Annotated in this window: 12 protein-coding genes; 6 read left to right on the plus strand and 6 right to left on the minus strand. The window is 65.6% G+C overall.

Features of this window, described 5'->3' with window-relative positions:
- Positions 1-18: 18 nt before the first annotated feature.
- Genes lpxD through GDR53_RS17505 form a run of 5 tightly spaced genes read left to right on the plus strand, consistent with a single transcriptional unit; the run spans position 19 to position 4,282 of the window.
- Positions 19-1,047 carry a UDP-3-O-(3-hydroxymyristoyl)glucosamine N-acyltransferase gene (gene lpxD / locus GDR53_RS17485; RefSeq protein ID WP_193335699.1) on the plus strand — a complete coding sequence of 343 codons (1,029 nt, stop codon included), beginning with the start codon at positions 19-21 and terminating at the stop codon, positions 1,045-1,047.
- On the plus strand, positions 1,044-1,508 hold the full coding sequence (fabZ, locus tag GDR53_RS17490; RefSeq protein WP_193335700.1) for a 3-hydroxyacyl-ACP dehydratase FabZ: 465 nt from the start codon (positions 1,044-1,046) through the stop codon (positions 1,506-1,508). The genes lpxD and fabZ overlap by 4 nt, the downstream gene beginning before the upstream one ends.
- Complete coding sequence (lpxA, locus tag GDR53_RS17495; protein WP_193335701.1) at positions 1,505-2,314, plus strand: acyl-ACP--UDP-N-acetylglucosamine O-acyltransferase; 810 nt, start codon at positions 1,505-1,507, stop codon at positions 2,312-2,314. Before fabZ ends, lpxA begins: the two co-directional genes overlap by 4 nt.
- Positions 2,314-3,159: a UDP-2,3-diacylglucosamine diphosphatase LpxI domain-containing protein gene (gene lpxI / locus GDR53_RS17500; protein ID WP_193335702.1), complete on the plus strand. Its 846-nt coding sequence runs from the start codon at positions 2,314-2,316 to the stop codon at positions 3,157-3,159. Before lpxA ends, lpxI begins: the two co-directional genes overlap by 1 nt.
- Positions 3,152-4,282 (plus strand): lipid-A-disaccharide synthase, encoded by a 1,131-nt coding sequence (locus GDR53_RS17505; RefSeq protein ID WP_193335703.1) that lies wholly within the window; start codon positions 3,152-3,154, stop codon positions 4,280-4,282. Before lpxI ends, GDR53_RS17505 begins: the two co-directional genes overlap by 8 nt.
- Here the strand turns inward: GDR53_RS17505 and gltA are convergent.
- On the minus strand, positions 4,279-5,568 hold the full coding sequence (gene gltA / locus GDR53_RS17510; RefSeq protein WP_193335704.1) for a citrate synthase: 1,290 nt from the start codon (positions 5,566-5,568) through the stop codon (positions 4,279-4,281). The two genes, GDR53_RS17505 and gltA, sit on opposite strands and share 4 nt — an antisense overlap.
- A 156-nt stretch (positions 5,569-5,724) precedes the next feature.
- Entirely contained in the window at positions 5,725-7,143 is a 1,419-nt protein-coding gene (gltX, locus tag GDR53_RS17515; protein WP_408639771.1) for a glutamate--tRNA ligase, read from the minus strand.
- 77 nt (positions 7,144-7,220) lie between these two features.
- On the opposite strand from gltX, the gene GDR53_RS17520 reads away from it, so the two are divergent.
- Entirely contained in the window at positions 7,221-9,368 is a 2,148-nt protein-coding gene (locus GDR53_RS17520) for a ComEC/Rec2 family competence protein (protein WP_193335706.1), read from the plus strand.
- Here GDR53_RS17520 and GDR53_RS17525 read toward each other — a convergent pair.
- Genes GDR53_RS17525 through GDR53_RS17540 form a run of 4 tightly spaced genes read right to left on the minus strand, consistent with a single transcriptional unit; the run spans position 9,337 to position 13,722 of the window.
- Entirely contained in the window at positions 9,337-11,295 is a 1,959-nt protein-coding gene (locus GDR53_RS17525; protein WP_193335707.1) for a beta-galactosidase, read from the minus strand. The two genes, GDR53_RS17520 and GDR53_RS17525, sit on opposite strands and share 32 nt — an antisense overlap.
- A gap of 10 nt (positions 11,296-11,305) precedes the next feature.
- Entirely contained in the window at positions 11,306-12,184 is an 879-nt protein-coding gene (locus tag GDR53_RS17530) for an SMP-30/gluconolactonase/LRE family protein (protein WP_193335708.1), read from the minus strand.
- Positions 12,181-12,792 carry a 2-dehydro-3-deoxy-6-phosphogalactonate aldolase gene (locus tag GDR53_RS17535; RefSeq protein ID WP_193335709.1) on the minus strand — a complete coding sequence of 204 codons (612 nt, stop codon included), beginning with the start codon at positions 12,790-12,792 and terminating at the stop codon, positions 12,181-12,183. The genes GDR53_RS17530 and GDR53_RS17535 overlap by 4 nt, the downstream gene beginning before the upstream one ends.
- 9 nt (positions 12,793-12,801) lie before the next feature.
- A complete protein-coding gene (locus tag GDR53_RS17540) occupies positions 12,802-13,722 on the minus strand; it encodes a 2-dehydro-3-deoxygalactonokinase (protein WP_193335710.1) in 921 nt (306 codons plus the stop codon).
- Positions 13,723-13,862: the final 140 nt, after the last annotated feature.

Raw genomic sequence — 13,862 nt, forward strand, 5'->3', positions numbered from 1 at the left:
ATGCTTTTAAGTGACATCATGGTCGATATTCGTTTCCATCGCTTCGCGGGCCCCGCCACAGTGGGCACCATCCTGACCGCGCTTGGGCGCGGCGACCTGCTGGCGGGCCTCACCGATCCCGACTTCGCTATAGCCGGTGTCACCGATCTGGACACGGCCGGACCTGGTGATCTCGTACTGGCGGCTCATGCCAGCTACGCCGAAGCATTGCGGGCAACGGCGGCGGGGCTGGTGATCGTGCTACCGGCGCTGCTGGAGTCCGTGCCGGAAGGCAGCCTGGCGCTGGTCAGCGACAAGCCGCATCACCTGTTTGCAGATTTTCTCGACTACCTCTATCCCGCCAGCACGCGCAGCGTGATGGCTGGCGGGCGAGACGACCTGGGCGAGCCTGTGCTCGAAGAAGGCGTGATCATCGGGGCCAATGTCGTGCTCGGGCAGGGCGTGGAAGTCGGCCGCGGCACCATTATCGGCGCCAATAGCGTGATCGGGGCCGGGGTGACCATCGGCCGGAACACCACGATTGCCGCCAATTGCACCATTGATTGTGCCCATATCGGCAATGACGTGGTGATCCATTCGGGCACCCGCATCGGCACCGAGGGCTTTGGCTGGCTCGATTTCGGCATTTCCAACCGCAAGCTGCCGCAGTTGGGCCGCGTGCTGATCCAGAATAAGGTCGAGATCGGCGCCAATTCGACGGTTGATCGCGGCGCCCTGGGCGACACGATGATCGGCGAAGGCACTAAGATCGACAACCTCGTGCAAATCGGCCACAACTGCCGGATCGGCCGCAATTGCCTGATCGCGGCGATGAGCGGCCTGTCGGGTTCGACGGTGCTCGGTGACGGCGTATTGATGGGCGGCGGGGTTGGCACGTCCGGCCATCTGAGCATCGGCGCCGGTTCGGTGGTGCACGGGCGGGCTGCGGTGACCAAGGACTGGCCGGAAGGCTCCAAACTGGCGGGCGCTCCCGCTCAGGATATCGGCGATTTCTGGCGAGAACTTGCCACCATGCGTAAACTATCCAAAGGGGTAAAGCGGGGATGACCGAGAGCACCGAGCTCAATGCGATGAGCATTGCCGAGATCCTCATCAGCCTGCCGCATCGCTACCCGTTCCTGATGATCGACAAGATCATCCGGATCGACGGCGACACATCGGCGGTCGGGGTGAAGAATGTCACCTTCAACGAGCCCATCTTTCAGGGGCATTTCCCCGGCAATCCGATTTTCCCCGGCGTGCTGATCATCGAGGGCATGGCCCAGACGGCCGGCGCCATTGTGATCAAGCATGATTCCGGCACGGGCAAGAAAAACATCGTGCTGATGCTGGGCGTCGACAAGGCCAAGTTCCGCAAGCCGGCGGGACCGGGCGACGTCATCGAATTCCATATCGCCAAGATTCAGCGCCGGCGCAATGTCGGCCGCTACAAGGCGGAAGCCAAGGTTGACGGCGTTGTCATCGCGGAAGCTGAAATCACCGCGATGATCGTCGAGGCAAGTTCGTGAGCACGGCATCGGTGCATCCGACGTCGATCGTCAGCGCCGGGGCCCAGCTGGGCGCGGGCGTCAAGATCGGCCCGTTCTGCATCGTGGGCGAGCATGTGGTGCTGGGCGACAATGTCGAGTTGGTGTCGCATGCCACGATTGACGGCCACACGACGGTGGGCGCGGGCACGCGCATCTTCCCCTTCGCCTCGATTGGCCTCGAGCCGCAGGACCTCAAATATCACGGCGAGGCGTCGCGCCTCGAAATCGGCACCAATTGCATTATCCGCGAGTCGGTGACGATCAACCCGGGGACCGAGGGCGGCGGCATGCTGACCCGGATCGGCAATGACTGCCTGCTGATGGCCTGCGCGCATGTGGCCCATGATTCGATCATCGGCAACAAGGTGATCATGGCCAATTATGTCGGTATCGCCGGCCACTGCCAGATCGGTGACAATGTCATCTTCGGTGGCAGCAGCGTGGTGCACCAGTTTACCCGCGTCGGGGCGCATGCCTTTGTCGGCGCGCATTCGATGATCGATGGCGACCTCATTCCCTTCGGCATGGCCGTGGGCAATCGGGCGGCGCTGACCGGGCTCAACCTGGTCGGCCTGAAGCGGCGCAAGTTCGATCGTGAGGCGATCCACCGCCTGCGCGCCGCCTATCGGCAGATCTTTTCCAATGAGGGCACGCTGCGCGAGCGGGTCGAGGATGCCGCCGATCTGTTCAAGGATGATGCGCTGGTGCAGGAGGTTGTCGCCTTCATCATGGCCGCGTCCGACCGGCCGATCCTGACCCCGCGCAACGGCCCAGCCGCTGAGTGATGGCCAAGATGGCGGGCCGGCTGACGATCTTTGCCGGCACCGGTGCGCTGGTGCCGCATGTGGTCGAGGCGGCCCTGGCGGCGGGCTACAAGGTGCAGGTGCTGACCCTGGCGCCGCGCGAGGCTATTGCCGGCGTCAAGATGGGCAGCGTCGATCTCGATAATCCGCTGGGCATCATCTGGTCGCTCAAGGTGTTTCGCACCAGCCATATCATCATGGCAGGCGGCATTGACCTGCCCGACAAGGCACGGGCCGGGCTGATCCGCTTTGCCAATGGCAATGCGGCGCCGGGCGAGGGCGTGGCCGAGACGCCGATCGGCGACGCCGCGCTGGCAGCATTGGCCAAGGTGCTCAAGAAGATGGCCGGGGCCGACCTCGTGGGCGTGCACGAGCTGTCGCCCGATCTGCTGGCCGGCGAGGGCGTCCTTGCCGGACCTGGTTTTGACGATGCCCCCGCCGCCGCCTTTGCGCTTGAAACGGCGCGGGCCATCGGGGCGCTCGATATCGGGCAGGCGGCGGTCGTCTCGGGGCGGCGGATCATTGCCGTCGAAGATATCGGTGGCACCGATGCGCTGATCGACCGGGTGGGGGCGCTGCGGGCGCGGGGTTCGACCGGCACCGGGTCGGCGCCGCTGATCCTGGCCAAGGCAAGGCAGCCGCAGCAATCGGGCTTTGTCGATCTGCCTTCGATCGGGCCGCAAACCGTCGAGCGCTGCGCCGCTGCCGGGATTGCGGTAATTGCCGTCGAGGCCGGGCAGAGCCTGGTGCTGCAGCGGGCAGCCCTGGTGGAAGCCGCGGCAAGGCTTGGCATTTCCGTCATCGGCATGAGGCTTGACCATGACTAGCCCGCTCAAGCTCTTCATCCTGGCCGGCGAGCCCTCGGGCGACCGGATTGCGGCAGACCTCGTGGCGCGGCTGCGGCAGCGCGTGACCCTGAGCCTTAGCGGCGTGGGTGGCGACGAGCTGGCCGCCCAAGGCCTGGCCTCGCTCTATCCGATGGGCGATCTGTCGGTCATGGGCATCAGCGATGTGCTCAAGCGCCTGCCGCTGCTGCTGTGGCGGGTGGAGCAGACGGCAAGGGCCATCCGCGCCGGGCGGCCCGATATTGTGGTCCTGGTGGACGCGCAGGATTTTTCCAAGCTGGTCGCCAAGCGCCTCAAGGGGCTGGGCCATGTGGGACCGGTCATTCTCTATGGCGCGCCAACCGTCTGGGCGCGGGCGCCCGAGCGGGCCGCCAAGCTCACGCCGCTGTTTGACGAGGTGTTGGCGGTGCTGCCCTTCGAGCCGGCCGTGATGGCAAAGCTGAACGGGCCGCCGACCTCCTATGTCGGCCATCCGGCACTGGCCGAGGTGCTGGAACGCATGGCGCCGGTCGAGCGCGGCCCCTTGATCCTCTTGCCCGGCAGCCGGGATGGCGAGCTGCGGCGGCATCTGCCGCTGTTCAGAGAAGTCGTCGCCGCGCTGGCAGACCATCCAGCCATCAATGGCGTCGTCATTCCCACCTTGCCGGCTTTGGCCGAGCGCATCGAGGCCACGGTTGCGGACTGGCCGGTAAAGGTCAGCGTGGTGTCGGCGCGGGCCGATCGGCGGGCACTCTATGGCAAGGCCGTAGTGGCCCTGTCGGTGGCGGGCACGGCGACGCTGGAGCTGGCTTTAGCGCGGCTACCCATGGTGGTCAGCTATGTGATGGACAGCCATCAGGCGCGGGTGTTCGACAAGATCGGGCGGCCGGTGGTGTCACTGCCCAATATCATCCTGGGCCGACCCCAGGTCACCGAACTGGTGCAATCGCAGCCCGACGCCAAGGCCATGGTAGCCAGCCTGCTCGACCTGCTCGATAACAAAAAAGCCCGCCAGGACCAGATTGCGGCCTTTGGCGAGCTTGCGCAGTTGATGGAGAGCGGCACGGCAGATGCGCCGCGCCAGGACCCGGCTGACCGGGTCCTGAGCCACTGGACGGGCGTTTAGCGCGCGTCGAGTGCCTTGTAGTCGCGGGCCGGGGCGCCATTGTAGAGCTGGCGCGGGCGACCGATCTTCTTCTGCGGATCGCCGATCATTTCCTTCCACTGGGAAATCCAGCCGACGGTCCGGGCCACCGAGAACAGCACGGTGAACATCGAGGTCGGGAAGCCGATCGCCTCGAGGATGATGCCCGAGTAGAAATCCACGTTCGGATAGAGCTTGCGCTCGATGAAGTAAGGGTCTTCGAGCGCGATCTTTTCGAGCTCCTGGGCCACCTGCAGCGTCGGGTTGTTGTGCACGCCGAGCAGGTCGAGGACCTCCTTGGCGGTCTTCTGCATCACCGTGGCGCGCGGATCGAAGTTCTTGTAGACGCGATGGCCAAAGCCCATGAGCTTGAACGGGTCGCTCTTGTCCTTGGCCCGGGCGATGAACTCGGGAATGCGATCAACGGTGCCGATCTGCTTGAGCATGTTGAGCGCCGCTTCATTGGCGCCGCCATGGGCAGGGCCCCAGAGGCAGGCCACGCCGGCCGCGATGCAGGCGAAGGGATTGGCATCGGACGAGCCGGCCAGACGGACGGTCGAGGTCGAGGCGTTCTGCTCGTGATCGGCATGCAGGGTGAAGATCAGGTCCATCGCCTTGGCAATGGTGGGGTTCACCTGGAAGGGCTCGGCCGGAACCGAGAAGCACATATGCAGGAAGTTCGACGCGTAATCGAGATCGTTGCGCGGATAGACGAAGGGCTGGCCGACCGAATATTTATAGGCCATGGCCGCGATGGTGGGCATCTTGGCGATCATGCGGATCGAGGCGATCTCGCGCTGCTGCGGATCGGTGATGTCGGTGGAGTCATGGTAGAAGGCGGCCATGGCGCCGACAACGCCGGTCATGATGGCCATCGGATGCGCATCGCGGCGGAAGCCGCGATAGAAGTAATGCATCTGCTCGTGCACCATGGTGTGGCGCGTGACCAGCTCGTCGAACTCGGCGAGTTCCTTCTTGCCGGGCAGTTCGCCATAGAGCAGCAGGTAGCAGACTTCGATATAGGAGCTGTTTTCCGACAGCTGGTCGATCGGGTAGCCGCGATAGAGCAATTCGCCCTTGTCGCCATCAATATAGGTGATGGCGCTGTCGCAGGCTGCGGTCGAGGTAAATCCGGGATCGTAAGTGAACAGCCCGGTCTTGGCATAGAGGGTGCGAATGTCGATCACATCCGGGCCAACGGTGCCAGATAGAACGGGAAATTCGTGGGTGATGTCCCCGATGACGAGTTTGGCGACTTTATCGGTCATTTAGCTCTCCTCGAAGGCCCCGGAACCCCGGTTGGAAGGGGATTTCGGCAGGGTCGGGGCCGTGTATGTGGCAGTCACATATATACTCGGACAGGTATCAGCTTTTACCGGCCCGAGGCAACTGATGGGTAAGCAAGGCTTACCCTGCGAATAGCACTAGACAGCGGCGATCTGGTCCTCAAGGCGGGCCATGGATTCATCGCGGCCGATGAGTACCATGACTTCAAAAATGCCGGGCGACACGGTGCGTCCGGTGAGGGCGGCCCGCAGGGGCTGGGCGAGCTTGCCCAGCTTGAGGCCCTTGGCTTCGGCCAGCACGCGCATGGCCGCGTCGATGGCCGGCACCGACCAGTCATTGAGACCGCGCAGCACCTCGGCCATGTCGGCCAGCACGGCACGGGAATCGGCAGTCAGCAGCGCCGACGCCGCCGCATCAATAGCCAGCGGGCGTGACGCATAGATGAACTGGGCCAGATCGATCAGCTCGAGAACGGTCTTGGCACGCGGCTGCAGCTCGGGCAGGGCGCTGAGGACCGTGGCCTTGTTGGCGGAAAGCCCCTCGACATCGATGTGGCGCTGCACTTCGGCAGCGGTCGCCAGCATGACGTCGTAGAGGTAATCCGGCTTGGCCTCGCGGATATAGTGGCCGTTGATGTTCTCGAGCTTGACGAAGTCGAAGCGCGCCGCGCCCTTGTTGAGGGCGTCGAGGCTGAACCACTCGACCATCTGGTCGGTGGAGAAGAATTCGTCGTCGCCATGGCTCCAGCCGAGGCGGGCCAGGTAATTGCGCAGGGCCTCGGGCAGGTAGCCGAGCTGGCGATAGGCCTCGACGCCCAGGGCGCCGTGGCGTTTCGAGAGCTTGGCGCCATCGGGGCCGTGGATCAGCGGGATGTGGGCCATTTCCGGCACCGGCCAGCCCATGGCATTGTAGATGATGATCTGACGGGCGGCATTGGTCAGGTGATCGTCGCCGCGGATGATGTGGGTGACGCCCATGTCATGGTCGTCGACGACCACCGCATGCATATAGGTGGGGGTGCCATCCGAGCGCATGATGATGAAATCGTCGAGGTTTTCGGCCTTGAATACCACCTTGCCCTGGACATGGTCATTGACGACGATGTCGCCGCTGAGCGGCGCCTTGATGCGGATCACCGGATCGACGCCAGCAGGGGCTTCGCTGGGGTCGCGATCGCGCCAATAGCCATTGTAGCGCGGCGGCTTGCCGGCGGCGCGGGCCTCTTCGCGCATCTGGTCGAGCTCAGCGGGCGAGCTGTAGCAGTAATAGGCATGGCCCAGGGCCACCAGCTCGCGGGCGATCTCGGCGTGGCGCGGGGCGCGGGCAAACTGGCTGATCGGCTCGCCATCCCAGTCGAGACCAAGCCATTTGAGGCCATCGATGAGCGCCACCACGGCCGCTTCGGTCGAGCGTTCGCGGTCGGTATCCTCGATGCGCAGCAGCATCTTGCCGCCCTGGTTCTTGGCAAAAGCCCAGCTGAACAGGGCGGTACGGGCACCGCCGATATGCAGGTAACCGGTGGGCGAGGGGGCGAAACGGGTGACGACCTGGGACATGAGACCGGACTGCTTGGAGAGATTGAAAGGGCTGTGTAGCATAGAGGGGCACGAGTGCAAGGGCGGGGGCAGAGCCGGTGCAACAGGGCGAAATTCTGGATCGACACAGCGAGGCGGTCGCAGTCCCGACAGCGCCGTCGCCTGTCGCCGTGCTACCGCCGCTGGCGCGCCGACCGGCGAGCGGACCGGGCCTGCGCCAGACGGTCGCTACTGCCATCGCCACCGATATCGCGGCGCGCCGGCTGTTCGTGCTGCTGCCCTTCGCCATGATTGCCGGTCTGATCGTCTATGCGGGCCTGCCAGCCGAGCCGGAGGCCTGGGCACTGGCGGGCGTAGGGCTTTTGCTGGCGGCAGTGCTGGTCCTGCTGCGGCAATCGGCGCACCTGCCGGTGGCGGGGCTGCTGATGGCCTTCTGGGCCGGGTTTGGCCTGCTGCCGCTGCATGGGCACTGGTTCGGCACGCCCATGCTGGTCTATCCGGCCTATGGGACCTTCGAGGGCCGGGTCGACGAGATCGTGTCGGCAACCGAGAGTGATCGGCGCATCATCGTTTCTGGCCTGACACCGATTGGCGATACGCGGGCCGTGCCGATGGCGCGGGCCCGGCTGGTAGTGCCGCCCCAGCCGGTGCTGGCGCCGGGCGATACGATCCGGGGCCAGGTGCGCTTTGCACCGGTACCGGGGCCGGTGCTGCCGGGCAGCTTTGATGGCCAGTTCCACGCCTTCTTCGCCGGCGTCGGCGCCTATGGCATCGTCACCAGCGATTTTGCCAAGATCGGGGAGGGCTCGGGGCTGGATGGCACCCGCGGCATCGAGCAGTTGCGCATGGCCATTGGTGGCCGGATCGAGGCGCAGCTCGATGGCGCGGCGGCGGCCATTGGCCGGGCCATGGTTGTGGGCGACCAGAGCGCCATCAGCGACGAGACGCGGGAGGTGATGGCGCAGTCCGGACTGGCCCACATCTATTCGATCTCCGGCCTGCACCTCTCCATCGTCGCGGGGGGCGTGTTCTGGCTGCTGCGCTGGCTGCTGGCAGCCATTCCGGCCCTGGCCAATCGCTTGCCGGTCAAGCGGGTCGCCGCCGTGGCAGGGTTATTGGCCGCCGCGGGATACATGTTGCTGGCCGGCGGGGCGGCCAATGTGCCGGCCCTGCGCTCGGCGATCATGCTCGGGCTGATCTTCGGCGCCGTGCTGGCAGGGCGGCGGGCGCTGACCATGCGCAATGTGGCGCTGGCGGCTTTGGCCATCGTGGTCATCGATCCGGCCAGCGTGTTCCGGGCCAGCTTCCAGCTGTCCTTCGCCGCCGTGGTGGCGCTGATCGGCATCTATGAACTGCCGCGGGCTATGCCGGTGGCTGACCGCGCCTGGCCCGCCCGGCTGGGCGGGGCGGTGTGGACCACGGCGGTGACCAGTCTCATCGCCGGTACGGCAACGCTGCTGTTTTCGGCCTATCACTTCCAGCAGACCGCGCCGCTGGGGGTGATCGGCAATGTGCTGGTGCTGCCTCTGGTGAGCCTCGTCATCATGCCGTTCGGCGTGCTTTCCGTGCTGACCATGCCGCTGGGCCTGGAGGCGCCGTTCGTGGCGATCATGGGGTGGGGCATTGACCGGATGGTAGATGGCGCCACCCTTGTCGCCGGTTGGATCGCTGGCCTGACCGGTAACCCTTTGCTGACCCATTGGGCGCTGCTAATCGGGCTCGTGGCGCTGGCTTGGTTCGCTTTTTTCAGCACGCGCTGGCGCCTGCTCGGGCCGGCCTTGGCCGTGCCGCTGGTGCTGCTGTTCGGCTTTGACCAGCGGCCGGACGTGCTGATCGCCGATACGACCCAGGCCGTGGCGGTGCGCGCTGACACGGGCATGGGGCTGGTGACCGGCCGTACCGGCAGCTTTGCCGTCGATGTCTGGAGCGAACACTATCAGGAGGAGATTGCCGAGACTTTTTCCGACATGCGCTGCGACGGCCTGGGCTGTATCGCGCGGAGGCCGGATTTTTCCATCGCCGTGGTCAAGAATGCCGCCGCCTTTGCCGAAGACTGCGGCAGCCATGACCTCGTGATCACGCGGCTAAGGGCGCCGCAGACATGCACCGTCAGTCAGGTGATCGACAGCGATGATCTGGCTGCCGGCGGCGTGCACTGGCTGAAATGGGACGAGACGGCGGCGCGGTTCGATATCCGCACCGCCATTGTAAACCTCAACCGGCCGTGGCGAGTCGCGCTATGGTGACGCCGGCGGCGGGCAGGTCGGCCGAGCCCAGCACATAGCCGGTCTCGTCGCTGGCCGGGGTCAGCGTCGCGGCACTGGCGTTGTAATTCACGTAGATGCGCAGGCCGTCGCGGGTGCGGCAGCGGATGCCGGCGGGCAGCGACAGGGTCGGCAGGTCGGCCTCGGCGATCAGGTAGTCGACGACGCGGTGGACCAGTGCCTTGGAGCCACTGCCGCCCAGGTAAAACAGCTTGCCCTGGTTGACCAGCACCGGCCAGCCGTCGCCATCCTCGATGACGACATTGGCCTTGGTCTCGATGCGCTCGCGCCAGTGATGGATAGCCCCGCTGCCCTTGACCTCGACTTCAATGCTCGGATCAAGCGTCTCGACGCGGATGACCTTGAGGTCGAGCAGATTGCTCGGCAGGTCAGGCGCCAGGCGGGTGGGAATGGAGAAGTTTTCCGTCTTGGAGCCCGAGCGGGGGCCGATCAGGAGGTGGCCGTCAAACTCGGCAATGGCGCTGCGCAGGGCGTCGTTCCAGGCAAACAGCGCCGGGATGGCGACAATGGCATAGCCGGCAAAGCTGGTGGTGCTGGGCGGCAGGATATCGACATCGAGGCCATGGCGGCGGAAGGCGGCGTAGAGCGCCCGGACATGGGCAGCGTGGCTGAAGCCCTGGGCTTGCGCCTGGACTTCCCAGGCCCATTCGCTCTGATAATCAAAGACCAGGGCGACGCGGCCCTTGGTGGCGGGGCCGGTAATGCCGACCGTCTTGAGTTCCTCGGCGACCTGGCTGGCCTCGTGATAAGCGGGCGCGGGCTCGCTGTCCGGTCGCAACAGGCCGGCATGCATCTGCTCCTGGGCAAAGGGGGCCTGGCGCCAGCGGAAATAGGAGACCACCTCGGCGCCATGGGCAAAGGCTTCCCAGGCCCAGAGACGCGCCATGCCGGGCAGGGGATCGGGATTGAACTTGGCCCAGTTCACCGGGCCGGGCTGCTGCTCCATGATCCACCAGCGGCCATGGCCGACACTGCGATAGAGGTCATGGTGGAAGGCGGCATTGTCCGGCTCGCCCTGGCGCATATATTGCCGCTTGACCTCTTCGGGCTCGGTGCTGACGGCCAGGTGGCCCAGCGGATAGCTGTCCCAGCTGGCAATATCGAGCGTTTCGGCCAGGTCGTAATGGTCGAAATCGGTGGTCCGGCTCATGAAATTGTGGATTACCGGCAGGTCGGGGCGCTTGGCCTTGAGGATGTCGAACTGCACCTTGTTGAAGGCGGCGACCTGGTCGGAGGCATAGCGACGGAAGTCGAGATCATGGGCCGGGGCCGGCTCGCAGACCAGGAGGTTGGGCAGCTCGACCTGATCGAAGCGGTTATATTCCATCGACCAGAAGACACTGCCCCAGGCGGCGTTGAGCGCGTCCACCGTACCGTATTTGGCGGCCAGCCAATGCTGGAAACCGGCTTTGGCGGCAGGCGAATAGGAATAGGTAGTGCCGTGGCAGCCATATTCATTGTCGGTCTGCCAGCCGGCGAGCGCCGGGTGATCGCCAATGGCTTCGGCCAAGAGGCGGGTGATGCGGCCGGCCTCCTCGCGATAGCCGAGATGGGAGAAATCGTAATGCCGGCGCGAGCCAAAACCCTTCTGCCGGCCCTGGGCATCGACGGCGAGCATGTCGGGATGCCGGTCGACCATCCAGCGCGGCGGCGTGGCGGTGGGCGTGCCGAAGATCACCTTGAGGCCGTGCTTGCCCAGCACGTCCATGGCGCGGATCAGCCAGTCAAAGTGCAGATCGCCCGGGGTCGGCTCGAAGCGGGACCAGGCGAATTCGCCGATCCGCACATAGGCAATGCCCACTTCGGCCATGCGCGCGGCATCGCTTTCCCAGACGTCTTCGGACCAGTGTTCGGGATAGTAGCAGACGCCCAGGGTCGGGTTGATCATGGCAGCAATCTCAGAGTTGGATGGGGGTTTCGGCCTGGCCGGCCACGTCGATATCGATGGCGAAGAGGCCGCCGGCAACTTTTTCGGCGGCCAGTTGCTCGGCACTCAGATTCTTGGCGGCGGTGGTGATGAAGAGCGTCTTGAGGTCGGGGCCGCCAAAGGCAGGGCAGGTGACCTGGCTGACGGGGACTTCGATGATGCGGTCGATCGAGCCGTCCGGCGCGTGGCGAACGACGCAGGAGCCGCCCCATTTGGCGTTCCACAGATAGCCTTCGCTGTCGACCACGGCGCCATCGGGATAGCCGCGGCCATCCGAGACATCGGCAAACAGGGTCCACTCGCCGATCGGTAGGCCGGTGGCCGGATCGGTGGCCACCTGCATGATCTTCTTGGTCGGCGTGTCGGCCCAGTAGGCAATGGTGCCGTCGGGCGAGAAGCAGGTGGCATTGGGAATGGCAATGCCGGATTTGAGCGTGGTCAGCGTGCCGGCGCGATAGTGGTAGACGGCGCCGATCGCGGCGTCGTCGCCGCTCTTGTCCATGGTGCCAATCCAGAAGGCGCCCGAGGGATGCACGCGGCTGTCATTGGTGCGGGTCGCGCCATTGCTGGCCTCGATGCCGACGATCGGGGCAATGCCGCCGGTGGCCAGTTCAAAGCCCTTGAGACCGGTCTCGGTGGCCAGGACCAGGGTATCGTCATCGACGATGGCGGCCGCGGCGACGATTTCGTTGAACAGCCACTGATTGGTGATCTCGCCGGCGGCGGTCACCGAGAACAGCGTCTCGTTGTTGATATCGAAAAAGAACAGTTCCTGCCGGCCGGGATGCCAGAGTGGGCCTTCGCCCAGGGAACACTGGCTGTCGAGGATGAGCTTGGCGGTCTGGGTCATGCCGGGGCTCCCGCATCATAGGCGGCGACCGCGGCGACGGCGCGTTCGCCGATCTGGGCGGCATCCATGCCGGGCTTGTAGAGATAGGAGCCCAGGCCAAAGCCGGTGCAGCCGGCGGCAAAGTAGTCAGTGAAATTGTCGGGGGCGGCGCCACCCACGGCGTAAAGCGGGATTTCGGGCGGCAGCACGGCCTTCATGGCCTTTATGCCCTTGGGGCCAAGCACTTCGGCGGGGAAGAATTTGAGCCCCGTGGCGCCGGCCTTGATGGCGCGGAAGGCATCGGTGGGGGTGAAGACGCCGGGGAAGGACAGCATCTGCAGGCGGATGGTTTCCTCGATCACCTGCTTGTTGGTGTCGGGCGAGACGACGAAGGTGCCGCCGGCTTCCGAAACCGCCCAGACCTGCTTCTTGCTCAGCACGGTGCCGGCGCCGATGGTGGCCGCGTCGCCCAGGGCATTGGAGGCCATGGCAATGCTGATCAGGGCGTCGGGCGAATTGAGCGGCACCTCGATCATGGTGATGCCGGCGTCGATCAGCGCCTGGCAGGCGGGGATGATTTCGCTGGGGGTGATGCCGCGCAGGATGGCGATGAGGTGACGGTGTTCCATAATAGGCTCCTAAGCGGCGTAGCTGCGCGCGGCCTTGAGGCCGGCCAGGACAATAGCGGTCGAATCGTGGGGCACCCCGGTGGCGCCGATCATGGCGAGCACCTGGGCATAGAGGGCGCAGAGGGCGCTGGCGCCGATCAAGGGCACAGCCGCCTGGCCGATCAGATGACGGTTGCCGCCGATCTCGGTGCCGATCAGCAGGCCGGAGAGATAGCCGGCGCACCAATCGGGCTGGCGGTCGGAGAGCAGGGCGCCGGCGCGGACCTGAAACAGGGTGCCGAGCAGCTTGTCGGGGTGGTCGAGCCCGGCCTGGGCGCCCAGGGCAAAGCCCTCGGCCCGGCCCGGGCCGTCGAGGTCGCCGGTCAGGGAATGGCGCAGCACGGAATGGGTGCGGAGCACTTCATAGAGCTCGCCGGTCATGGCGGTGGAGAACCGTTCGATGCGCGAGCCGGCGAGCTCAGCCCATTTGGAATGGGTGCCGGGCATGCAGACCATGCCGGAAAAGCCGGGCTGGGTGGCGGCAAGGCCGAGCAGCTGGGTCTCTTCGCCGCGCATGACATTGTCGGCGCCGGCCTTCTGGCAGACGCCGGGCAGAATGGAAGGGGCCAGGCGCCCGTCGGGCATGTCCGGCCGCACGGCGCTGGCCAGCAGGGCGCGCAGGTCGGTGGGGGCGACCAGATAGGGGGCTTCGAGCCAGCCCTGGCGGGCGCCAGCCATGCCGCAGATCAGCACGTCAAGCGGGCCGCTGCGCGCGCCCTTGACGTCCTCGAGCAGCCCGTTCAGCGCGGCTGGGAACTGGTCGCGGGTCAGTCGACCCATGCCCCTGTCAGAGTGACGCTCCAGCGCCACGCTGCCATCGGCGGCGATGCCCCAGGCACGCAGGTTGGAGGTGCCCCAGTCGACGGCCACCCAGTCTACGATATCGGTCACGAAAAGCTCCCCGTCGGCCAATTTTGGCGCGACCCTAATGGCTGAATGTGGTTTCAGCCAGACCGAATTTCGCTGTCCGGTCCCAGTTGAGCATGCCTGAACCGGTGCCATGCCGTCTCATCGCCGGGTAAGGCCGGATG

The sequence above is a fragment of the Devosia beringensis genome, from assembly GCF_014926585.1.
GTDB lineage: Bacteria > Pseudomonadota > Alphaproteobacteria > Rhizobiales > Devosiaceae > Devosia > Devosia beringensis.